Source organism: Salinibacter sp. 10B (genome assembly GCF_002954405.1).
In the GTDB taxonomy this organism is placed as follows: domain Bacteria; phylum Bacteroidota; class Rhodothermia; order Rhodothermales; family Salinibacteraceae; genus Salinibacter.
The window spans coordinates 727,914-749,221 of the sequence record NZ_MQWC01000004.1; the positions used below are offsets into that span (position 1 = coordinate 727,914).

Here is a 21,308-nt window from a genome sequence, read left to right on the forward strand (position 1 = left end):
CACAAAAACCTTTCTGCCGGTGGGGACCGGGGATTTGGGATTGGCGGGGAACGGAGCGTATTTTGCGTTGATTCACCCCTTCCTCTGTACGCAACCCCTTCCCCCCATGGCTACCCATTACGACTGTGTCATCATCGGCAGCGGGCCCGGCGGCTACGAAACAGCAGTGCGCGCCTCCCAGCTCGACATGAAGACTGCTATCGTCGAGAAAGATAAGCTCGGGGGTGTGTGCCTGAACGTCGGCTGCATTCCGACGAAGGCCCTTCTCAAAAGTGCCGAGGTGATGGCGGAGTCTTCCCACCTGTCCGACTTCGGGCTGGAACTGGACGGCTCGGTCTCTCCCAACTTTCCGAAAGTCATCGAGCGCAGCCGCGGCGCGGCCAACCAGATGAATCAGGGCGTGCAGTTCCTGATGAAGAAAAACGACATCGACGTGCTGTACGGCCGCGGACGGCTGGCCGACGACAGCACCGTCGAGATCGAACCATCGGTTAACATGGACGGGGAGGAGATCGGCGAGGAGCAAACGGTGACGGCCGACCACATCATCCTGGCCACCGGCGCACGCCCGAACGAGCTCCCCTTCCTCCCCATCGACGGCGAGAACGTAATTAGCTCCACGGAGGCGATGCTCCAAACCGAGCAGCCCGACTCGATGGTGATCGTCGGTGCCGGCGCCATCGGCGTCGAGTTTGCCTACTTCTACCACCACATGGGCACAGACGTGACGATCATCGAGGTGATGGACCGCATCGTGCCGAACGAGGACAAGGACGTGTCCAAAGAGCTGACGAAAGCCTACAAGCGAATGGGCATTGACGTGATGACGGGGGCCGGCGTACAGGGCGTCGACGACAGCGGATCGCCGCTCGAAGTGGAGGTCGATACGGGCGACGGCACCGAACACCTCGAATGCGACCAGGTCCTTTCTGCCGTGGGCGTCGTGGGCAATGTCGAAAACCTCGGCCTCGAAGAGGTGGGTGTCGAGACAGACGGCAACGACATCGTGGTGGACGACTACTACCGAACCAACGTGGATGGCGTGTACGCCATCGGCGACGTGACGGGCGCCCCCTGGCTCGCGCACAAGGCCAGCCACGAAGGCATCCTCTGCATCGAGAACATTGCGGGTCACGACGTGCGGCCGATCGACAAGAACGACATCCCGGCCTGCACCTACTGCCAGCCGCAGATCGCGTCCGTGGGCTATACCGAAGAGGAGGCGAAGGAGGAAGGCTACGACGTGAAGGTTGGCAAATTCCCGTTCAAGGCCAACGGCAAGGCCGCCGCGCTGGGTCACCAGGACGGCTTCGTCAAGACCATCTACGACGACAAGTACGGCGAATTCCTGGGCTGCCACATCATTGGCAACGACGCCACGGAGCTGATCGCGGAGGTCGTGGCCTCGCGCAAGCTGGAAACGACGGGCCACGAGATTATGGAGTCCATGCACCCGCACCCGACGCTCTCGGAGGCGGTGATGGAGGCCACCCGCTCCGCTTACGGCCAGCCGATTAATATCTAAGCTCTGTTCTGCTTCTCTTTCACGGCGCCGTTCCGTAATCGGAGCGGCGCCGTTTTCTTTTTGTGGGATTCCAAAAGAATGGTGCGGGTACATCCCCACTGCAGAACCGAGCAAACGACCGCGCTCATCAGAGACTCGTCCGCATGGGCTGGGGCCATTCGATCTCCACCCCTTGCCCTGTTAGAAACTGCTGAAACTGATCCAATACCGCTTCTCGCTCCCGCACCTCTTTTAGCCGTCTCTCCTCCTCGATGCAAAACGACGCAAGCAGCCCTGCAGACTCTCCGATATTCCACTCCACCGGATGGAGGCGATAGCAGCCATTTGCGATGTGGGTGACCCCAATGTTTTTGCAGGCTGGGATCAGGTTCTTCGTCTTTACCGGAATGAGGGAGCCCAGCGGAATCTGGAACGGAAGAGAGCTGAAGTCGACGTAATTTCGCCCGCCGGTTGACGGATGCAGGTCGATTCGATATGCCCCCACCCCAACCGAGTCCTCAAACTCGGCGGCCGTTACGTCCTCGGTCCCCTCTCCAGTGATGTCCATCCTCGCCTCCGCCCCCACGTGCCGCTCTGTCACTGTAAATTCGGCCTTGATTCGGCGTGCCTCGCGAACGTACGGGTACTTCGCCAGGCCATGGTCGGTCCCTCCCATGACGTCTCCACGCAGACGCAACTCGGGCCACCCCACGCCCCCATCCGGACGGGGGGCCTCTGTCTGCAGCCAGTAGAGCAGCGACCGACTCAACTGCTGTGCCTCGTGTAGATTCTGCTTTCTTTCCTCTTCGTCCACCTCCAGGATATTCCCCAACCAGTAGTCATTTTGCGGCCAATTGACGAGGGAGATGCCGCCCTCGTACCCGGCCCCCTCAAAGTTGGAGGGATCGATGAGGCGCCTGTACTTCCAAAAGTTGAAGCCCTCGCTTTCTCCTGCCGGGTTGAAGCCCGCAGTCGTCGGCTCCAACGTTCTCGGATTCGTGTAGGTGAAGTCCAACAACCGTCCTGGCCACGACGGGTCCAGGTCGGGCTCGTACGAGCGCCAGAAATCGTACATGTCCGGCTTTTCGATGGTACGCCGCTTGCCCTCAACATAGTCGACCGCGAAGCACCAGGTCAGGGCCTGAAAACTCTCAGGATCTGGTTCGTCGGGCGCGTGGGGCTCTCCGGTTTGGTGTACCGATTCCGCCCCCGTGACGTACGCCGTGTCCGTCAGGGGCAACACATCTCCCAACTCCGTCGCATCCAGAAAGAAGTCAGCCGTTATGTCTACGTCCGCCTCCGTCCTCGTATCCTGAACCGTGACCGACTCCACCCGATCGCCAGTGACAGAGGCGGACACCGGCACATGATTCGTCACGATGGTTAGCAGGCCGCTGCTGACGTACGGCTGCAGCATGGACCGCAGCACGGCCAGCGAGATTCGCGGCTCGTGACAGATGCGCGAGACCGCACAACTGCCGGGATTGAAGTGCCGTGTTCCGTGCGCCTCCGCGTTGAGGTTGTATGAGCGACGATAGTAGTCCCTGACCGCGCGACGGTATTCGCGGTACGATTCGGTGGCCCCGAACTGCTCAATCCACGGGTGCTCATCGGGAGGAACGCCTTGCTGCGACAACTGCCCTCCAATCCACTCCGTTTGTTCCGTCATCACGACCCGGTGCCCGTTCCGAACGGCAGCAAGGGCGGCCGCACATCCTCCAACGCCGCCGCCGATGATGCCGATGTCGGCCTGAATCTCTCCTCGCGAAAGCGAATCGACCACATACTCCAGATTGTCGATCCCACGCAGTCCTCCCATCCCCGATAGAGAGGCTCCCATTCCGAGCAGCTGCAAAAACCGACGCCGTTCCATCGTTTGTGCTATCTGTTGAATACGAAAATGTCGTCGAAAGAGCCGTGGTTGCCGTCTCGGATCGGTCGGGTCACCGCGCCTTCAGCACCCATCCCTTCGGATCGATTCGAATTTCTGCCTGCGGCGATACGTCAAGGCGTCCCTCCCCGCCGGTCATCGAGACGGTTTGTTTCTCCCCCGCCACCCGAACGGGAACCGGCACCTCAAACCGTTCGGCCGAATTCGCCCACCGAAGCGTAAGCTGCCCCTCCGTGCGAGTTGAATCCAGCCGTGGGAGGTCAGCCTGATAGAGGTACGTCTCCGCAAACGCGTCGAGCTCCCGCCCGGCAACCGATTCGGCCCTCCGAAGAAACTCGTCGGTGTCCACGTGCCGACACGCCTGCCCCGCGGTCGAGTCCGGTGCAATGAATTGGCGAAGTACCGTTTCGACGGCGTCCTTGCCGATCCTGGAACGGAGCGTGTGGAGAACGAGGGCGCCTTTGTAGTACACGTCGCGCCCATAGATGCTTTGAGCAGAGGTCGGCTCTGTGCGAGCGATGGGTGCACGATTGGCCACCTGACGGCGGAAATAGTCGATGACCTCGTGGTAAGCCTCCGGGCCCCGCAACGACTCGGCGTAGAGGGCCTCCAGGTAGGTCGCCGTGCCCTCGTGGATCCAAAAATCTTTCCAGTCGCGCACCGTCAGGCAGTTGCCGTACCACTCGTGCGCCAGTTCATGGAAGTGTAGCGCATCGAACCCAGCGTCGTACCCGAGTCCCCCCGACCGATTGAAGTCATTCCCATAGGCAATGAGGGTCTGGTGCTCCATCCCCAAGAAGGGCGTCTGTGCAATGCCGTACTTATCGGTCCGGAACGGGTACGCCCCAAGGGTCTCCTCCAAAAATCGGAGATGATCCAGAAAATGCGGCAGATTGGCCTGCGCCTGGGCCGTATCCCCCGGCAGGGCGTAGAAAGAGACCGGAATCGGTGTGCCCGCAGTGCTGGCATACGTAGTGTCGACCGTCTCGTAGGGCGCCACGTTCATCGTGACCGCGTAGGTATTGATGGACGTCGACACGTGCCAGCGGTACGTCTTCGTGCTGTCGGAGGCGCGCGTGACGTCCCGCAGCACCCCGTTCGACGCAGCGACGAGGGTGTCGGGGACCGTAAAGGCCAAGTCCATCGAATCCGGCTCATCAGAGGGGTGATCCTTCACCGGCCACCACAAATCGGCTCCCGCCGTCTGCCCCGAAGTGGCAATCCACGGATCCCCGTTCGGAGTCTCGGCCCAGGTAAGCCCGCCCTGCCACGGCGGATTGGGAGCCACGCGGGGCGTCCCTTCGTACGCGACCGTGAGCGACACCCGATCCCCGGCGGTCTTCAGCCCCGGGAGATCGATCCACAACTCGTTCTCGTCGTTCTTGCGCCGAAACGATCGTGACCGCTGGTCCTCCCCCTGCCAAATGTCCGTCACCGACAGCCGGCGGTCGAGATTCAAGACAAAGACCCCAAGCGAATCAGTGACGTCGGCTTGTACCGTCAGTCGACCGTCAACCGACTGTCGGTCCGGGTGCACAGTGAGGGCCAAGTCGTAGTGCGTCACGTCGTAGGCGGCCTGTTCAGGAAGGAGCCGCCCGCCCGAGTCTTGTGCGGGGGCCGTCTGGCAGCCAGTCGCAAGGACGAACGAGAGGAAGAGAAAGAACCACGTGAACCGATCGGGGTGCATGTAGACGAAAGAGGATCGAACGGGTAGCGAACGCCTCTTGTACCTCCGTTCCTAGCGCTTGTTGTCCCGGCAGGGACTCTCGCGGCCAGACGCGTGGGTACGAGCCTGTCCGGAAGACTGCTACCCGCGAAGGAACAGATCGGCGTAGCCCCAGGCGTATCCGAGGACAAAACCGTAGACGCCACCGAGAGCCGTGCAGAGCAACAGATCGACCAAGAAAACGTCCGTTGCGTAGATGGCCCCGGGCTCTATCAGAAAAAACAAGGCCCCCAATCCACTGCAAAGCGGGACGGTGACCGAGGTTCGTCCATGGATGGTCTCGTAATCGGCCGAGAGGCCGCCCACCTTGTCCAGAATCGCCTGACTGACAGAAATGGTGCGGGGCTCCTCCTTGGAACGTCGTCGCCATTCCTCTTTGTAGGACCGCCGGCGCACGTGTACCTCGTCCACCGTGTCGGCGACATCCGTTTCTTCGTCGGAGGCGTCATATTTTGCCCGCCTCTGCGGATCGCTCAGGAGTTCAAAGGCTTTTCGGACCCGCTGGAATTCCTCCTTTGCAGCGTCTTCTTTCCCCTCCGCCGCCCGATCCGGATGACATTCGAGGGCCCGCTCCCGAAACGCCTCCTTAATCTCTTCCTGACTGGCATCTTGACGGACCCCAAGAACGGCGTAGCAGTCCATCATGGCCGAAATGCAGGTGCGTGGTGGAGTCGGTGGAGAAGGCTCCCAGACTGTTATTAAAATCCACCGGCCGGACGACTGTTGCACGCCGGATCGAATTCATATCCCTGCCCTCACACTTTTCCGCCTCGCTCTACGCTGGCGCCCGTAGTGACGCCTCCGGATCCAGGGCCTCCAGCAGGTGCAGGACAATTTGGGCCGAGGATCGCGCCGCCTCGTGCAGAAACGCCTGAAAATCGATGTCCGACGACCCGTCGGCACGGTCGGAAATGGCGCGCACGAGTAGAAACGGCACGTCGTTAAGGGTGCAAACCTGCCCGACCGCCGCCCCCTCCATCTCGACGCAGTCGCCGTCGAGCTCCTCCTGAATCTGCGCCCGGAGCGTTTCCTCCTGAATAAAGGCATCGCCGGTGCAGACTCGTCCCCTCCGAATCGAATGCTCAGCCAGGTCCACCTCCATGGCACGCGCGACCAGTTGCTCCGCCGCGGAGAAAAACCGCAGGTTGGAGAACGGGATCTGTCCTCGCGGCAGGCCCAAAAATTCCACCGTCACGTCATGTTGCACGCAATCCTTAGCCACAATCACATCCCCAATATCGAGTCCATCGTGAAGTGCCCCCGCCGCCCCCGTACAGATCACCGCGCCGACATCGAAGACATCAATGAGCAGCTGCGTGCACATCGCCGCGTTGACCTTGCCGACCCCGCCCTTCACCAAAACGAGATCGTGCCCGTGATACCGGGCCTTATGGAGAGTACGTCCGGCCTGTTCGCGACTCCCTACTACCGTACAGGCATCTAGATAGTGCTCAATCTCTTCCGCCATCGCGGACATGATTGCAAGTGCCATCGTGCGGGGGCCGTTGGGGAAAGACCGCGAGTACTGCTCCTATCAAAAGGCAGCGTGCACCAAAATGTACAGCACACGCTCCCAAACGCCAATCCCCCTACTCGATCTCTCTGTCCCCACCCATTGCCCTCCCACCCCGGCACGAGCCCCGCCCTTTCCTTACAGCCACAGGACCGGCCGTATTTTTCAGATCGTCATCGACGAGTAGCCGCCGTCCACCGGGATATTGGCTCCGGTGATGAACGAGCCCGCCGTCTCGGAGGCAAGGAGCAGCGTCGTTCCCACCAGTTCCTCTGCCTCGCCGAACCGATTCATCGGCGTGTGGCCCATGATATCGGCAATGCGCTCATCGGACAGGATTTCCTTGTTCTGTTCGGCGGGAAAGAAGCCGGGAGCAATGCAGTTCACGCGAATGTCGTGGGGGGCCCATTCCCGTGCGAGGTTTTTGCTGAGGTTGATGAGCCCGGCCTTCGATGCCGAATACGTAAACACCCGCGAGAGCGGCGTCATGCCGGCCATTGAGCTGATGTTGATGATGCTCCCCCCGTCATCTTGATCGATGAGATACCGGCCCACTTCCTGACAGGCTAAAAAGACGCCTTTGAGGTTGACGTTCATAATGCGGTCCCACTCTGCCTCCTCAATCTCGAAAAACGGGGTTGCAGAGTTGACGCCCGCAGAGTTGACCCACACGTCGATTTGGCCGAATGCGGCATCCGAAGTCTCCACCAGGGCCTGCAGATCGCCCCGATCGGTGGTATCGCACGCCTGAAACAGGGCCTCCCCCGCTCCGTCCGGATTGGAGAACTCCTCGGCTCGCTGAATGCCTTCCTCTTCGTTCCGACCGGCAATCACGGTGTTGGCCCCCGCCCGACAAAGCCCTTCGGCGATGGCTCCCCCGAGTTCGCCGGTGGCGCCGATCACCACCGCAGTCTTGTCTTCAAGGTCAAACTGATCGTTCGTAAAGCTGCTCATCAAAGGGAAAGCCTATATAAATGTCGAATAACAATTGCACCGAGGGACACTCCCCCGAACGGTCACGGCGCTCTACGCACGGACGGGCAGAAACGACGACCGTTACGAACCGCCGAGCTGTCGAATCCGGAGATCGCGGAACCGGTAGATCTTGCCGTCTTCGCCGTGGTGCTGGATCCCGATGACGCCCTCCTGGTCCACCGTGTCTCGAACAGCGGTCGTCATCTCCCCATTCACCCAGATCTTGAGGCTGTCCCCTTCGGCCCGAATCCTGTACTCGTTCCACCCGGTGGGCTTGAACGCGCCCCCATGATCCTCACGGAAATTGACGCCCGCAAGAGAATCGCCCTCCGCCGGATGGAGCCAGCCGCGCCGTCCCTCGTCGTAGAGGCCGCCGGACCACGCCCGATCGGTCGGGTCCACCTCCGCCTGGTAGCCGTACACGCGGTTGGAGTCCACCTGCGCCCGAAACATAAATCCGGAGTTTGACTCTCGATCCGGCAGGCGCACCTCGCCTTCAAAGACAAAGTCGCGGTAGGTGTCCTCCGTCACCAGAAAAAACTTGTCGTCGGCCTGCAGCGCAATCACGTCGTTCTCGACGCGGGCCCGGCCCCAATCGTAGGGATTGCGCCACCCGTCGAGCGACTCGCCATCGAAGAGCGTCGTCCACTCCTCGGCTCCGTCGTCAGGGTCCGAAGAGGCCTCATCTCCGGACGACTGGCAGCCGACCAGCAGGACGGCCACCGGCAGCAGAAACAGGAAAAATCCGTGCCGAAGGGACAATGAATTGATCATGGCAGTTGAGAATCGGTGTGTAACGTCAGAAAGCAACGATCGCTCCTTACACGCTCGGCTCCCAGCCCGGCTCATAGTCGCGACTCCAGAGCGCCATCGCCTCCTCGTCCTCGACGATCTTTCCGGTCTCGGGATTTGTCTGAAGGGTGTGACCGGTGCGCTGGGCAATGTTGCCGAGGTGACACAGGAGAACACTCTTGCGGCCCTCCTCGATTGGAGAGTGCGGATCCTCCTCGCCCCGAATGGCCGCGAGGAAGTTCGCCACGTGCCGATCGGTGTTTGAGCCGCCCCCCACCGTGCCGGTCCCGCTCACCTGCTCGCCGGTTTGGGCCTCATTGGCGTACTCGATGAGATTGTTGTCGTTGTCGTAGACGACGTAACCGCCCCGATCAACGATGAGCGTCCCTTCCGTGCCGTGAATCGAAGCGCCGCGACCGCCTCCGGGATTGCCGTCCGTCCCCTTCACCGGATTGGCGTTGCAACTGCGCCCCTCCCACGTGATCATCTTGTCGTCCCCGAACTCGTAGCTGGCAACCTGTGTGTCGAAGGCCTCCCAGTCGTCGTCGTAGTGGTACCGCCCCCCACTGGAGGTCACCTTGGTTGGGTGATCGACGTCGAGCGCCCAGCGACACACGTCAATCTCGTGCGTCCCGTTGTTGCAAATCTCGGCGGTGCCCCAGTGCCAGCGCCAGTGCCAGTTGTAATGGACGAGGTTTTCCATGTAGTCGTGGCGCGGGGCCGGGCCCTGCCAGAGTTCATAGTTGAGCCAGTCGGGCGCCTGGGCGGGCGTCGTCAGATCCAACGGCCCGCGGTCGTTTGCGTACCAGGCCCGTCCGAAGTACGGCTCCCCAATGATGCCGTCGCGGATCTTCTGAATGGCTTCGATGGAGCGAGGCGAGGAGCGCTGTTGATTGCCCATCTGCACCACGAGGTCCGGGTGCTTCTGCTGCGCGTCGAGCAGTAGCTCGCCCTCGTGGGGGTTGTGGCTGCACGGCTTCTCGACGTAGACGTGCTTGCCCGCGTCCATCGCCATGAGCGTAGCAGGAGCATGCCAGTGATCCGGAGCCGCAATGGCAATGGCATCGAGGTCGTCGTTCTCCAGCATGCGGCGCACGTCGGTCACGCCCTCTGGCGTCCGTTCCTGCAACGGCTCGCCTCCGTCCGGCTCGGTAATCGACGCCACGGCCCGCTCTACAGCCCGCCCGTCCACGTCGCAAACGTACCCGACCTCGGCCCCGGCCGTCCGCGCAAACACTTCGGTGAGATAATGGCCGCGGCTGTTGACGCCCATCACGCCCACCACGACGCGATCGTTGGGCGCCCCCGCCCCGAATGCCGGCGACAACGACCCGGCCACTCCCAGCCCCACCCCGGCCGCAGCTGTTCGCTTTAGAAAGTCTCGACGATGTACCCCTTCGGTGTCACTCATGACGGATGGTTCAGTTGATCAAAAGAGGAAGCAGTGCGGATCATCTTATTCCGCCGCCGACAACTCACGAATTTTGATGTTGCGGAACCAGAAATCATTGCCGTGGTCCTGGAGGACGATGTGCCCAGCCCGCCGGGTCCGAAAGCCTGCGATGTCGGCGTACTTGCTGGCCGCAAAGAGGGAGTCAAATTCGGCAGTGTCGAGGTTGTACTCGGCCACCTTTTTCCCATTAAGCCAATGCTCGCCGTGATTTCCGCGAAAGACCAGTCGGGCCTGATTCCACTCTCCGACCGGCTTCAGTGACTTCTGCTCGTTGGGCGGAATCAAATCATAGAGGCCTGCCGCGCGGTGGCTCGGTTCTTCCGAGTCGGGATGCCGCTTGTCGTCAAGCAGCTGGTACTCGAACCCAAGGGCGGCGTACTGCGGCTCGTGGGCCGTTGACAACGAATCGGACACGTTGTATTTGATGCCGCTATTTCCGCCTTTGCTCGTCTTCCACTCCAGCTTGAGCTCAAAATTGCGGTACGTGTCGGTCGTCATAATGTCGCCGCCCTCCAGCGGCTGCCCGTCCGGAGCGGTGGGCACGTCGCCGCTCTCCACCTTGTGGATGGTGCCGTCCTCGATTTTCCAATGCCCCTCCGGGATTGAATCGCGCCCGAGCCCGGTCCAGCCCTCAAAGCTGGTTCCGTCGAAGAGCAGGGCCCACCCCGCCTCCGTCTCAGACTGGGTCAGTGTGTTCGGGGCCGACGCCTCTTCGGAATCGTCGCTCGTCGACGAGCAGGCAAGCCCGGTAAAGAGGATCGCACTCAGAAGAAGAACGCCGAGGGTGCGAGTACTAGTCATTCGGATGGGTATGTTCATTTCGAAGAATCGGACGTGATGGAGGGGGACGTTCCTTCCGAAATCGCCATCGTTCCCACCCCCTCCACGTGATCGAGAAGATGGCGCCGTAAAACCTCGTAGTGCTCCTCCTCGTGTTGGTCGAGCAGGTCGAAGAAGTGCTCCTTAAATCGATCCCTGTCGTCTTTTTCGGCCGACAGAATGGAGCCGTACGTGATGTGCAGCAGTTGTCGCCCGTTGTTCTCCTCCAAATACGTCTCTTCCAGGGCCTCGTCCGCCACCTCGTCCGGCGCCGGAATCGCACTCAGGTCCGTAGAGACATGGTACGTCTTCCGGTCGTCGGCAAACCGATCGAAGGCGAGGGAAACGATTCGACGGAAGAATGCTGGGTCATGCCGGGCCGGAATGCGGAGCGCCTCCAGAAAGCTCGTCCCGGCGGTCTTAAGGTGGACGTGCTCCCCTGCGTACTCCCCAATGATGGGATAGACGGAAAATTTGTCGCTGCCGGAATGAATGCTGAGCTTGTACCCCCCGAACGCCTGGGCAATGGCGGCGTGCTGCCGAAACGAGAACTCGAATGCGGCACGATCGCCAATGTAGTCGATGCCTTTCTCAAAGTCACCGACAAACCGAGGCGCCAGACTTGTTACCTCGACCCCGAGACGGTCTAACTCCGACGCCACAAAATAGTGCTCATGGGGGGCGGTAGGCGCGTCGGTTTCGTCAACCGACATCTCCAGATCATACGCTTCTCCCGACCGGTGTTTATCGTACTGACCGGCGAGATACTCGGCCAGTTTCCGCGTGTGGGCCAACGCCTTTCCGTACTTCACAGCCGCTCGCATCAACGCCTCTTCGTCGAAGGAAATTTCGACCTCGTCCTCCTCTCCCGCCACCAAGAGTGGCTCCCCTACGTATCGCTTTAGCGCCGCTTCGGGAGAGGTGTCAAGAAGATCCCACGGTAGGGCCGCGTACTGCTCCACAAGGGCATCCATCCCGAGCTCATCGGCCGCCGTGTGTACGTGCTCGGAGGGATCGATGGTGTACATCGTGAAGCCCGCCTGCAGGCACGCATCGATATGATCCGTCCGCTTCAGATGGTCGGCGTCGGCCCCGTAGCCGTCCGTGTATCCCTCCTGGAAGACCGCCCAGCTAGCGTCGTCGAGCACCTCCTGCGGCGGGCGGCCGGTCCGCTCCATCTCACGGATGGACTGCTGCGCGAGCACCGGACGAACGCCTGCCGCCCGGCACGCACGGATGTGGCCGGGCGTGGCCTTTCCCAGCCGATCCCCGCAGCCGAGGGCCGAGGTACGCCCAATTGGTTCTGGAGCCGTCCACGGGAAACGACGCCGAAGCCGACGCGCGTTCTCGGCCGAAAGGGGACAAAGATACACTGTTCGGCCCTCTCTCTGGACCGCGCTATCGTATGAAAACTCGGGGGGCTCGTCCGCGAGAATCACGAACTGCTTCGCTTCATCGCCTCGCACGAGAAAATATATACGTCCGTCTACCGTCCGTACTGAGGAGCGATACACTGTTGCCGGATCTACCTCGGTGTCCAAAAGAAGGCGCCGTAGAGCCCCTTCATCGAAGGACACGTTGCGAGCCTTGGTCGGCATATCAGTACAGTGGCGGTGCGAGAGAAATCGGGGAACGCCGGAGAGGACACAGCCCCCCTCCCTGCTGCTCGTCCGGAAGCCCTTCCGGTTTGTCCAGTGATGCATATCCCCGTCACTTAACCGATTAAGTAACCGCCAGAGCGTCCAAAGTCAAGACGAATTGAATCGATCGACTATCCCTCTCCTCTCTCTTTCAGATACGGAGGGGTAATGTCGTCTGGCTCAATCACGTGGGTCGGAATCTGGATCTCCCGTGGCTCTCGGTTGGGATCCTGCATCTCGTCTAGGAGCATAGAGAAGGCCTCCCGCCCCATCTTTTGTGCTGGCTGACAGATCGAAACGTGCGGATACGCAAAGAAGCGGTTCAGTCCGTGCTGGCCAAACGAGTAGATTTGGATGTCTTCTTGTCGGAGGTGGTCCTGCTCTCGGATGGCATCGCCCACGCCCAGCGCAACGGGAAATGTAACCGCAAAGATGGCATCGGGCACCCTGCCTCGTTCAAGCAATGCATTTGTGGCCTGGTATCCGTGCATCTCATCAAAGCCTCCTTCCACAATCAAGGCCTCATCCACGGGAATCCCATGCTCCCGTAGGGCAGCCTCATACCCTGCTCGGCGGCGTTGTCCAATGCCTACATTCGATGTCCCTGCTACGTGTGCAATCGTGTCGTGCCCGGCCTGAAGGGCATGTTCGGTGGCCTGATACGCCCCTTTCTCGTCGTCCACGACCACCCGACTGGCAGACACGCTGTCGAGGACCCGATCGAAAAACACCAGGGGCACCTCTTCCTCTTCAATCTGCTCAAAAATGTCGACACTCTCCGTTTCTTCCGACACTGAGATGAGCAGACCGTCGACCTGCATTGAGAGCAGTGTGCGGAGGTGTCGGCGCTCGGCCGCTTCCTGCTCCTCGCTCACACAAAGAATGATTTCATAGTCGTGCTCGGAGGCCCGTTCATTAATCCCCTGAAGGGCATCGGCGAAGAAGTTGTGGTCAAGCTTCGGCACAACGACCCCAATCGTGGCCGTCCGATTGGTCGTGAGGGAGCGGGCCAGCCGGTTCGGCGTGTATCCCATTTCCCGGGCCGCCTCCTGCACCTTCGCCTTCGTCTCTGTCGAAATGTCGGGGTGATCGCGGAGAGCCTTCGAGATGCTGACCTTCGTCAGGTCGAGGCGCTCGGCGATGTCGCTAAGCGTGACGCGTGAGGACTCTGCCATACCCGTTGGGCGCGTAGTTCAGTCTGGTCAGGGACGTCCGTGGCGGAATACAAAACCCGACCCACGATGTCGGGATTCCGGGAGGGGGATTTGCATCAGCATGACGGGAACTTTCATTTACAAAGATGGTGGTCCCGTCATCAACCGTCGGACTTCCGTATAGAGCGATCGGTCCAACACATGGGATGGGCTCAAAGTTCGACCAAATGAACTGGCGGGGCGTCACTACCGGTCCACGTCGCCCGTCTGCGTCTCGTCATTCAAGAACATCTGCACCTCCGCCCAGGTCGGGATGCCCTCTGAGTCCCCAGCGACGGTTGTGGCGAGTCCACCCGCCACATTGCCCAGCCGTAGCGACTGCCCGATCGTTCGTCCTCGGAGTTGTCCTGCTAAATATCCGGCCGTAAAGGCATCGCCGGCCCCCACGACATCTACTACCTCCACGTCGATGGACGCTCGTCGCTCAAGACGACCGTCTTCACTGACGACAAGGGCCCCCTCCTCTCCGAGCCGCACGACGACCTGTTTCGGCCCCATCTCACGCAGCGCCCGAGCGGCCGCTGCCGGATCGCTCTCATCGGTCAAAAGGGCCGCCTCTCCTTTCCCTGTGAGCACCGTGTGGACATACGGCATCATGTCACAGAGTTCAGTGCGCGCCTCTTCCTCCGACCATAACTTTCGGCGCACGTTGGGATCGAGCGATACGGCCACCTCCTTTGCCTCTGCAATCCGCAGGGCCTCCCACACCGTCTCCCGACACGTCTCGCTCAAGGCGGGCGTAATGCCGGTCAGGTGGAGATACTCCGCCTGGGCAATATAGTCCGCGTCCAGATCTGCCGGGGCCATGCGGCTCGCGGCCGAATGGTCGCGGTAGTAGTAGACGCGTGTCATATCCGACCGGCGCCGCTCCTTAAAGTACACGCCGGTGGGAGCTTCCGCATCCTCGACCACTCGAGACACATCAACGCCTTCTCCTCGGATGGTCGACTGCACGCAGGCCCCAAACTCGTCGGCCCCAACCCGACTCATCCACCCTGCCTCGTGGCCTAGCCGCACCAGACCAATGGCTACGTTTGCCTCTGCGCCCCCGACATACCGCTCGAACTGCCGAGCGTGTCGCAATAGCCCCGATTGTGTCGGGGTCATTTGAATCATGGCCTCCCCCAGTGTTACGACGTCAAGCATGGAGCAGTGGAGGGGCAGGTGGAACAGGAATACGAAGGCACAGACGCGCCTCGTACGCTAGATGGCAGCGCAGAAAAGATCAAATCCGCACCGCCCCCCATCACTCTTAGAGACGACCCAAGACGTCCGACGAAGCACACGTCGCCCCGCGCTCCGCCTTCGTTCCCTCGCCTATCCGATCACGCCCCGCTCGGCCAGTGACGTGTGGTCGGTTCCAGCAATGATGAGATGGTCGTGCACCGGAATCCCCATTGTTTCGCCGGCCTCCACCAGCTGACGGGTGATGCGAATGTCCTCTCGGCTCGGTTCCGGATTGCCGGACGGATGGTTGTGAAGACAGAGGACGGCCGCCGCGTCATCGAGGATGGCCTGCTCAAACACCCCGCGCGGCTCCACGATGCTCGACGAAAGCCCACCTTCGCTGACGGTGTAGTCGCCGATGATGACATTGGCGGTATTGAGGTGCACGACCTTGAAGACCTCTTTCTGCAGATCACGCATGAGAGGCCCGTACACGTCCGCCACGTCCTCGGGACAGGTTACCTGCACCCGCTCGTCCTGCTGCCGCTGCGACTCGACCCGACGTCCGGCCTCGAAGGCCGCCGTAAGCTTGGCCGCTTTGGCCGGACCGATGCCCTGCGTGCGGGTCAGCTCCTTTGGTTTGCGCTGAGATACGGCATGAAGTGAGCCGTAGCTCTGCAGAAGCGACCGTCCGAGTTCGACCGCGGAGACAGGTCCATCACTCGTACGGGTGCCCGAGCCAAGCAACAGCGCCAGCACCTCAGCGTCGGAGAGCACCGTGGGCCCATGCTGTAACAGCTTCTCACGGGGCTGGTCCGAGGGGTCCCACTCGTGAATCGGTACGTGATAGAGCAGAGACGGCTCCCCCGACGACTCACAAGAAGAGTCGGCCCCCGATTCTGCGGACGACGAATTGGCGGATCCCATAAAACCGGATGATCTTGAGGTAAATTGTGACTACACCCTCAAGACACATGGTCTCCGTCAAGCATAACGTCCGGATCCGCAAGCCCGAGGAACCGCCCCATAGGGCCGAACGTCCGGCCTTTGTGCCCCCTATCGTCCTTACTCCGGCACCAGCTCATTCAACAGGTGCGCGTTGGTGGGGCTGTTCTGCAGATGGCGCTGGAGGGCCTGCATGGCTTCGATGGGCGAGCGGGAGTTGAGGGCCCGAAAGAGCTGGTTGTGCTTCTTCCGACGCACCTCACCCAACAGCCGCTCCTCATTCCGCGTGCCGCTTTCCCGCAGGTTGACCGCCGGGAAAATCCGCTTATCAGCCATCTCACGGTCGAGCACAATCTCGGAGTTTCCGGTCCCTTTAAACTCCTCAAAGATGACCTCGTCCATCCGGCTGCCAGTGTCGACGAGCGCGGTGGCGATAATCGTGAGCGATCCGCCGCCTTCGACGTTGCGTGCAGCCCCGAAGATCTGGCGCGGCACCTTGAGCGCTTCGGCGTCGAGCCCGCCGGAAAGTGTGCGGCCACTGCCGTCTACCCATAGGTTGAAGGTGCGACCGAGACGGGTGAGGGAGTCGAGCAGAAGGACGACATCCTTCCCCATCTCTACAAGCCGCTTTGCGTGCTCCAGGGCGAGAGTCGACACCCGAACGTGGTTGTCTTCGCCGCGATCGTTGGAAGAGGCAAACACCTGCGCTTCGGTGGTGCGCCGAAAGTCCGTAACCTCTTCCGGCCGTTCGTCCACAAGCAACGCCACGAGCTCCACCTCAGAATGATTGGCGGTCACGCCCGCCGCGATGTCCTTGAGCATAACCGTCTTCCCTGCTCGCGGCGGCGACACGATGAGCGCCCGCTGACCCTTTCCAAGCGGGGCCACGAGATCGAGCACCCGCATGGACATATCATCGGCCCCCGTGATGAGGTTCAGCTTCTCATCTGGGTAGATGCTGGCCCCATGGTCAAACGTCTTGAGCTGCGCCCATTCCTTGGGCGGCATGCCCATGACACTGTCGATCCAGCCAACCTGCATCCCGCCCTTACGGCCGGGTTTGAGGTCGCCTTCAATAACAACCCCATCCCGCAGATTGAACTTCCGGATGAGGGGAGGCGGCATAAACGGATCGTCGTCATCCTTCGGGAGGTCCGGCCGCAGCTCACGCATAAAGCCATACTTCTTGTCCCCGATCAACTCGAGGAGACGACGAAATTTCTTGTTCTCGTTTTCGGACATAATCGGTTACACGATGAGTGATAAAGCCGACAGGCATCGAACCGGACCGACCCTGTCGATACGCGTACAGAAAAAGGATTTCGATGCAAAACTGATCAGGCCACGCCCATGCCGTTCGTCAATTGGACGGCAAACGAGGCCCTGAACCGGGAGACGAGTTCGTCTTCCGAAATGGGCTTCGTGTCTGAATTCGTACTTCAACAGAATCACTGCCGTCCTCCCCCTTCCAGAGGAGCCCGCCATCGAGAGCCCTTCGCACGGCACCAACCTGATGCCGTGCCATGCGACTCCTTCGTTCGCTGTGCCGGAAGGCACCGGAGGAGGACGTACGTCTCGGAGGCGGGAACGTAGAAATAAAGGGACAAGCCCTGCGCCTCAGCAACACAACGAACGGAGCCAAACCGCCCCGAAACCAATCGGGGCCAATTGCACCGGAATCGTCTCTTGGTCTTGCTACTGAGAACGATTGGGCGTACAACGCAATGGAGTAGCGCTATACACTCACGTACACGGGGGAATAGACGCTATCGACGGGGAAGACCGTGGCCCACTGATGTCGGGACCAGCCCTGACACGTTTTCATTCACCATTGACTCTACACAATCCTCTAGATGCCCCTCGTGGGTCGTACTTCCATGACCCGACGTCGGGGAGACAAATCCAAGCCCTCACGCCAGCGAGGGGTCATTCTTAGAGAAGCCAAGACGACTTTCTTACAGGGAAACAGACTGGCGCCAAGCCAGAAGATAGGTCCTTCAATCATCGGCTGGAACGCCGCGGTATACAGATGGTTTCCCGCACTCCGCTCTGGTACTGCCCCATGACCATATTGACGAAAACTCCGTTTTTCAAACGATCTGTCTCGGGCTTTCGCTCGATGAGCCAGCGTCCTCTGCACGCTGATCGTACCAGAAGTGGGAACCGCTGTTCTGTTCGTTGAATGCCCCAATCTGTGACCTATCAGGACCTGCACATCGAGGCGCACGGCCCCCACGATGCCCCTCCTCTCCTCCTCCTTCATGGCTGGGGCAGCAGTGCCCGAAATTTGCGCCCCCTCGCCGACGCCCTGTCGACCTCCTACCGAACACATTCCATCGACCTGCCGGGCCATGGAACGTCGCCTCCCCCTCCTGAGCCGTGGGGCGTTCCCGAGCATGCCGCTCTTCTACACGCCTACATTGAGAACGAGATCCAATCCCCAGTCACCCTCCTCGGCCACTCCAACGGAGGACGTATTTCGTTGTATATGGCGAGCACCCCGTCGTACGCTGATCTCGTTGACCGCCTCGTCCTTATTAGCCCATCAGGGATCCGTCCTGAGCGCTCCTGGCGCTACCACCTGCGGTCCGGCCTGGCCCACATCCTGAAAGCGCCCTTCCAGGCCCTTCCGTCCCCTCTCCGGACCCCCGCCCTGGACTGGCTCCGACACTCTCTGGTGTGGCGCCTGCTGGGCTCCTCCGACTACAATACCCTTTCGGGGGTCATGCGCGAGACGTTTGTAAAAACGGTTAACCACTATCTGGACGACGAGCTGGAGCAGATTCACGTTCCTACGCTTCTGTTTTGGGGGACGGAAGACACGGCCGTCTCCCGTCGGCAAATGGGCATCATCGAAGAATCGATCGACGATTGTGGACTCGTCGAACTGGAAGGCGCCGGCCACTACGGTCATCTCGACAATTTTGACACTGTTCTCTCTGGTACCCGACATTTCTTAGAGAACACGTAGACGACTCGTGTACTAAAGGTTCTGTATTCTAGGAGGCTCTTTCGATTTCCGATCATCCTAGCCTGAAAAACGCGTATCCCAGTGGCATGGTACGGAGCGTATACGTCGGCCTCCCTGGCGGGACGCACGGGTCCGCAGTCGTTACAATCAGCTTGAATCCCCGTCGGATGAATCCAACACAGCCTCTATCGCCATTCTGCGCGAGCGACGGGATCGTGTAAAATCAAAACAACCTCTGCATCTGGAACGGCCCTTCTCTCTACCCAACGCTACGACCGATGACGATTGCCCTCTCCATTCTCGCGACCATAGCAACCGTATTCGCGGGGTGGCGGGCCATGCGGCGCACGCGTTTTTTCCTCCATATCTTTCAGCTGGAAACCTACAAGTTTGACCGATACGGCGACTGGCTCCTCACCCACATCCCCTCGGCTGTCGTCCGCCTTTCACATGCAGTCGGCGCCGGTCTCCTGGGACTGGCGGCAGCCGGATTCGCCTACTACGACGCTAACTGGGTCGCTCTGGGACTCCTTCCCCTCTGGACCCTGTCATTCATCTCGTCGCGACGCTACCGCAGCGATCAAGAAAAGAAACCGCTCGCCTTTACGGCTCGAATGACCCGTCTCGCACTCGCCACTGGCGCGGTGGCTCTCCTTCCTCTTGCGTGTGGGGCCCTGTACGGATGGATGCGTGCCGATCCAAGTGGCTTTTTCTGGTACCTGCTGGGCTTCCTCGTGACCGACCTCGGCGCGCCGCTCTGGGTCGCCCTCGGGGCTGGCCTCACTCACCCCATCGAAACCATCATTCAGGAAGGCTTCAAACGAGAGGCACGACAGCATCTGAAAGAGCGCTCGAACCTTTCGGTCATCGGCATTACCGGTTCCTACGGGAAAACGAGTACCAAATTTATCGTTGCCGAGCTGCTGCGGCAGAAATTCAATGTGTACGCAACCCCCAGCTCATACAACACGCCGATGGGGCTCTGCCTCGCCGTCAACGAGCATCTCAAGCCTGAACACCAGGTCCTCGTACTGGAGTACGGCATCCGCTACCCCGGCGATATCGATGAGCTCTGCGACATCGCGCGCCCGTCCCTCTCGGTCGTCACGACCATCGGCGTCGCCCACCTCGAAACGATGGGGTCCATGGACGCCATCGCGGACGAGAAGGGGAAGCTCGTCGAGTACACCTCTCCGAACGGCCCCACGGTCCTGAACGCCGACGATGATCGGGTAGACGCAATGGCGGCCCGTGCAGACGGGCCCGTATGGCGCATCTCGACCGAGGGTGCTCCCGACGCCGACATTACGGCCCACAACATCCGATACGACACAAACGGAACGTCCTTTTCCGTCACGGACGATACCGGCACGACGGCAACGTTCCACACACGCCTGCTCGGCGTGCACAACGTGACGAATGTATTGCTGGCCGTGGCCGTGGGCCGGAGCATGGGACTTCGGCTGCGGCAAATGGCTCACGCCGCCGAACGGATTGACCCGATCGAACATCGACTGCAACTCCGCGAGCGCGGAAACGTGACGATCATTGACGACGCCTTCAACTCGAACCCCATCGGAGCCCGCAATGCAGTCGAGATCTTGGGGCAAATGAACGAGGGACGACGCGTCATCGTGACTCCCGGGATGGTGGAGCTGGGCGAACGGCAGTGGTCGGAAAACAAAACGCTCGGCACGCACATTGCCGAGCACGGCATTGATCTGGCCGTGCTGATTGGCTCCGAACAAACGGCCCCTATTCGGGAGGGACTCGCAGAAGCAGAGTTTCCGGACGAGCGAGTGAAGATTTTCGAGTCTCTCTTCGAGGCGCAGGAGTTTCTGAAACAGTATCTTGAATCGGGAGATGTGGTGCTCTACGAAAATGACCTGCCCGATCAGTACTGATTGCGGACTCGGAAACAAAGAGGGGGACGGACGTGCCTTCCCTACCCCTGCCTGTGCCCCTCCCCATTCCTGCTCGCGCTCCTCCACACCCCCTTCTCGCCCCCCACCACCCTCATGCTCGACTACGAACAACGCCTGTGGACGGATGGATATCAGCGAGTAGCAGGCCTCGACGAGGCTGGACGGGGCTGTCTGGCCGGGCCCGTCGTGGCTGCCGCCGTCGTCCTCCCGCCCGAAACGGAGATCCCTGCGATTGCCGATAGTAAAGCGCTTTCCGAAGAACAACGGCTCGACGCCCGTACCCAGATCGAGGAACAGGCCCTCTCGTTCGCAATCGCCCATTGCTCGCCCGACGAGATCGACGAGCTCAACATCCTGCAGGCCGCCCTTGAGGCCATGCGCCGGGCCGCCAGCGAGTGCCAACCGCCCCCCGACTTCCTGCTGGTGGATGGCAATCAATGGTCGCGCTCCCTCACCGAGGCTCCCTGGCCGTACGAGACTGTAGTGAAAGGCGACGCAACGAGCCAGTCCATCGCTGCTGCCTCCATTCTTGCCAAAACGGAACGGGATGCCACAATGCGTACGCTACACGATCAGCATCCCGAGTACGGCTGGGATACAAACGTAGGCTATCCCACCCAGCAGCACTACGACGCCCTTGCCGAGCATGGGGTCACCCCTCATCATCGACAGTCGTTCACCCTCTTTCGGGATTAATCCTCCAACCCTACCAGGTCCTCGTTCCGGCTTGCCTCCGTCGCCCCCGCACATTTATCCTTGGAGAAAGGCAGGAC

At 60.8% G+C, this 21,308-nt stretch carries 18 protein-coding genes; 5 read left to right on the forward strand and 13 right to left on the reverse strand.

The genetic code is table 11. From position 1 onward, the window contains the following. The first annotated feature begins 106 nt into the window (after nt 1-106). The gene (gene lpdA / locus BSZ35_RS03260) at nt 107-1,525 is read left to right on the forward strand and encodes a dihydrolipoyl dehydrogenase (RefSeq protein ID WP_105011110.1); all 1,419 of its coding nucleotides are present in this window, start codon (nt 107-109) and stop codon (nt 1,523-1,525) included. 127 nt (nt 1,526-1,652) lie between these two features. On the opposite strand, the gene BSZ35_RS03265 is transcribed toward lpdA, so the two are convergent. The 13 genes from BSZ35_RS03265 to rho form a co-directional block, all read right to left on the reverse strand. Continuing rightward, nucleotides 1,653-3,377 (reverse strand): FAD-dependent oxidoreductase, encoded by a 1,725-nt coding sequence (locus BSZ35_RS03265; protein ID WP_105011111.1) that lies wholly within the window; start codon nt 3,375-3,377, stop codon nt 1,653-1,655. 70 nt (nt 3,378-3,447) lie between these two features. Beyond that, a complete protein-coding gene (locus BSZ35_RS03270; RefSeq protein ID WP_105011112.1) occupies nt 3,448-5,082 on the reverse strand; it encodes a M1 family metallopeptidase in 1,635 nt (544 codons plus the stop codon). Nucleotides 5,083-5,202: 120 nt separating this feature from the next. After that, complete coding sequence (locus BSZ35_RS03275; protein ID WP_105011113.1) at nt 5,203-5,766, reverse strand: J domain-containing protein; 564 nt, start codon at nt 5,764-5,766, stop codon at nt 5,203-5,205. Between the two features lie 130 nt (nt 5,767-5,896). Next, the gene (locus BSZ35_RS03280) at nt 5,897-6,613 is read right to left on the reverse strand and encodes a 5'-methylthioadenosine/adenosylhomocysteine nucleosidase (protein ID WP_105011114.1); all 717 of its coding nucleotides are present in this window, start codon (nt 6,611-6,613) and stop codon (nt 5,897-5,899) included. Nucleotides 6,614-6,799: 186 nt separating this feature from the next. Further along, nucleotides 6,800-7,588, reverse strand: coding sequence for a glucose 1-dehydrogenase (locus BSZ35_RS03285; RefSeq protein ID WP_105011115.1), 789 nt, complete (start codon nt 7,586-7,588; stop codon nt 6,800-6,802). Between the two features lie 102 nt (nt 7,589-7,690). Beyond that, on the reverse strand, nt 7,691-8,383 hold the full coding sequence (locus tag BSZ35_RS03290) for a DUF1080 domain-containing protein (RefSeq protein WP_181149159.1): 693 nt from the start codon (nt 8,381-8,383) through the stop codon (nt 7,691-7,693). A 46-nt stretch (nt 8,384-8,429) separates the two neighbouring features. Continuing rightward, a complete protein-coding gene (locus BSZ35_RS03295; RefSeq protein ID WP_105011117.1) occupies nt 8,430-9,812 on the reverse strand; it encodes a Gfo/Idh/MocA family oxidoreductase in 1,383 nt (460 codons plus the stop codon). A gap of 45 nt (nt 9,813-9,857) precedes the next feature. Continuing rightward, nucleotides 9,858-10,655, reverse strand: a complete 798-nt coding sequence (locus tag BSZ35_RS03300) for a DUF1080 domain-containing protein (RefSeq protein ID WP_181149160.1) — start codon at nt 10,653-10,655, stop codon at nt 9,858-9,860. 14 nt (nt 10,656-10,669) lie between these two features. Next, nucleotides 10,670-12,271 (reverse strand): tagaturonate epimerase family protein, encoded by a 1,602-nt coding sequence (locus tag BSZ35_RS03305; protein ID WP_181149161.1) that lies wholly within the window; start codon nt 12,269-12,271, stop codon nt 10,670-10,672. A 173-nt stretch (nt 12,272-12,444) separates the two neighbouring features. Next, the gene (locus tag BSZ35_RS03310; protein ID WP_105011120.1) at nt 12,445-13,488 is read right to left on the reverse strand and encodes a LacI family DNA-binding transcriptional regulator; all 1,044 of its coding nucleotides are present in this window, start codon (nt 13,486-13,488) and stop codon (nt 12,445-12,447) included. Nucleotides 13,489-13,713: 225 nt separating this feature from the next. Next, nucleotides 13,714-14,673: a sugar kinase gene (locus BSZ35_RS03315; RefSeq protein ID WP_105011121.1), complete on the reverse strand. Its 960-nt coding sequence runs from the start codon at nt 14,671-14,673 to the stop codon at nt 13,714-13,716. Between the two features lie 171 nt (nt 14,674-14,844). Then, nucleotides 14,845-15,621, reverse strand: a complete 777-nt coding sequence (gene radC / locus BSZ35_RS03320) for a DNA repair protein RadC (RefSeq protein WP_105011122.1) — start codon at nt 15,619-15,621, stop codon at nt 14,845-14,847. A 138-nt stretch (nt 15,622-15,759) separates the two neighbouring features. Then, complete coding sequence (gene rho / locus BSZ35_RS03325) at nt 15,760-16,881, reverse strand: transcription termination factor Rho (protein WP_105011123.1); 1,122 nt, start codon at nt 16,879-16,881, stop codon at nt 15,760-15,762. A 281-nt stretch (nt 16,882-17,162) separates the two neighbouring features. Between rho and BSZ35_RS19195 the strand changes: the two genes are divergently transcribed. The 4 genes from BSZ35_RS19195 (at nt 17,163) to BSZ35_RS03340 (ending at nt 21,231) form a co-directional block, all read left to right on the forward strand. Further along, a complete protein-coding gene (locus BSZ35_RS19195) occupies nt 17,163-17,372 on the forward strand; it encodes a hypothetical protein (protein ID WP_146109984.1) in 210 nt (69 codons plus the stop codon). Nucleotides 17,373-17,821: 449 nt separating this feature from the next. Further along, complete coding sequence (locus BSZ35_RS03330; protein ID WP_105011124.1) at nt 17,822-18,610, forward strand: alpha/beta hydrolase; 789 nt, start codon at nt 17,822-17,824, stop codon at nt 18,608-18,610. A gap of 278 nt (nt 18,611-18,888) precedes the next feature. Then, nucleotides 18,889-20,514 (forward strand): UDP-N-acetylmuramoyl-tripeptide--D-alanyl-D-alanine ligase, encoded by a 1,626-nt coding sequence (murF, locus tag BSZ35_RS03335; protein WP_105011125.1) that lies wholly within the window; start codon nt 18,889-18,891, stop codon nt 20,512-20,514. Nucleotides 20,515-20,628: 114 nt separating this feature from the next. Then, nucleotides 20,629-21,231 (forward strand): ribonuclease HII, encoded by a 603-nt coding sequence (locus BSZ35_RS03340; RefSeq protein WP_105011126.1) that lies wholly within the window; start codon nt 20,629-20,631, stop codon nt 21,229-21,231. Nucleotides 21,232-21,308 lie beyond the last annotated feature (77 nt).

What these genes read in the sequence shown, in the direction of transcription:
- lpdA (WP_105011110.1), top strand. Translation starts at nt 107, where the DNA reads ATGGCTACCCATTACGACTGTGTCATCATCGGCAGCGGGCCCGGCGGC.
- BSZ35_RS03265 (WP_105011111.1), bottom strand. Translation starts at nt 3,377, where the DNA reads ATGGAACGGCGTCGGTTTTTGCAGCTGCTCGGAATGGGAGCCTCTCTA.
- BSZ35_RS03270 (WP_105011112.1), bottom strand. Translation starts at nt 5,082, where the DNA reads ATGCACCCCGATCGGTTCACGTGGTTCTTTCTCTTCCTCTCGTTCGTC.
- BSZ35_RS03275 (WP_105011113.1), bottom strand. Translation starts at nt 5,766, where the DNA reads ATGATGGACTGCTACGCCGTTCTTGGGGTCCGTCAAGATGCCAGTCAG.
- BSZ35_RS03280 (WP_105011114.1), bottom strand. Translation starts at nt 6,613, where the DNA reads ATGGCACTTGCAATCATGTCCGCGATGGCGGAAGAGATTGAGCACTAT.
- BSZ35_RS03285 (WP_105011115.1), bottom strand. Translation starts at nt 7,588, where the DNA reads ATGAGCAGCTTTACGAACGATCAGTTTGACCTTGAAGACAAGACTGCG.
- BSZ35_RS03290 (WP_181149159.1), bottom strand. Translation starts at nt 8,383, where the DNA reads ATGATCAATTCATTGTCCCTTCGGCACGGATTTTTCCTGTTTCTGCTG.
- BSZ35_RS03295 (WP_105011117.1), bottom strand. Translation starts at nt 9,812, where the DNA reads ATGAGTGACACCGAAGGGGTACATCGTCGAGACTTTCTAAAGCGAACA.
- BSZ35_RS03300 (WP_181149160.1), bottom strand. Translation starts at nt 10,655, where the DNA reads ATGACTAGTACTCGCACCCTCGGCGTTCTTCTTCTGAGTGCGATCCTC.
- BSZ35_RS03305 (WP_181149161.1), bottom strand. Translation starts at nt 12,271, where the DNA reads ATGCCGACCAAGGCTCGCAACGTGTCCTTCGATGAAGGGGCTCTACGG.
- BSZ35_RS03310 (WP_105011120.1), bottom strand. Translation starts at nt 13,488, where the DNA reads ATGGCAGAGTCCTCACGCGTCACGCTTAGCGACATCGCCGAGCGCCTC.
- BSZ35_RS03315 (WP_105011121.1), bottom strand. Translation starts at nt 14,673, where the DNA reads ATGCTTGACGTCGTAACACTGGGGGAGGCCATGATTCAAATGACCCCG.
- radC (WP_105011122.1), bottom strand. Translation starts at nt 15,621, where the DNA reads ATGGGATCCGCCAATTCGTCGTCCGCAGAATCGGGGGCCGACTCTTCT.
- rho (WP_105011123.1), bottom strand. Translation starts at nt 16,881, where the DNA reads ATGTCCGAAAACGAGAACAAGAAATTTCGTCGTCTCCTCGAGTTGATC.
- BSZ35_RS19195 (WP_146109984.1), top strand. Translation starts at nt 17,163, where the DNA reads ATGCGACTCCTTCGTTCGCTGTGCCGGAAGGCACCGGAGGAGGACGTA.
- BSZ35_RS03330 (WP_105011124.1), top strand. Translation starts at nt 17,822, where the DNA reads ATGCCCCAATCTGTGACCTATCAGGACCTGCACATCGAGGCGCACGGC.
- murF (WP_105011125.1), top strand. Translation starts at nt 18,889, where the DNA reads ATGACGATTGCCCTCTCCATTCTCGCGACCATAGCAACCGTATTCGCG.
- BSZ35_RS03340 (WP_105011126.1), top strand. Translation starts at nt 20,629, where the DNA reads ATGCTCGACTACGAACAACGCCTGTGGACGGATGGATATCAGCGAGTA.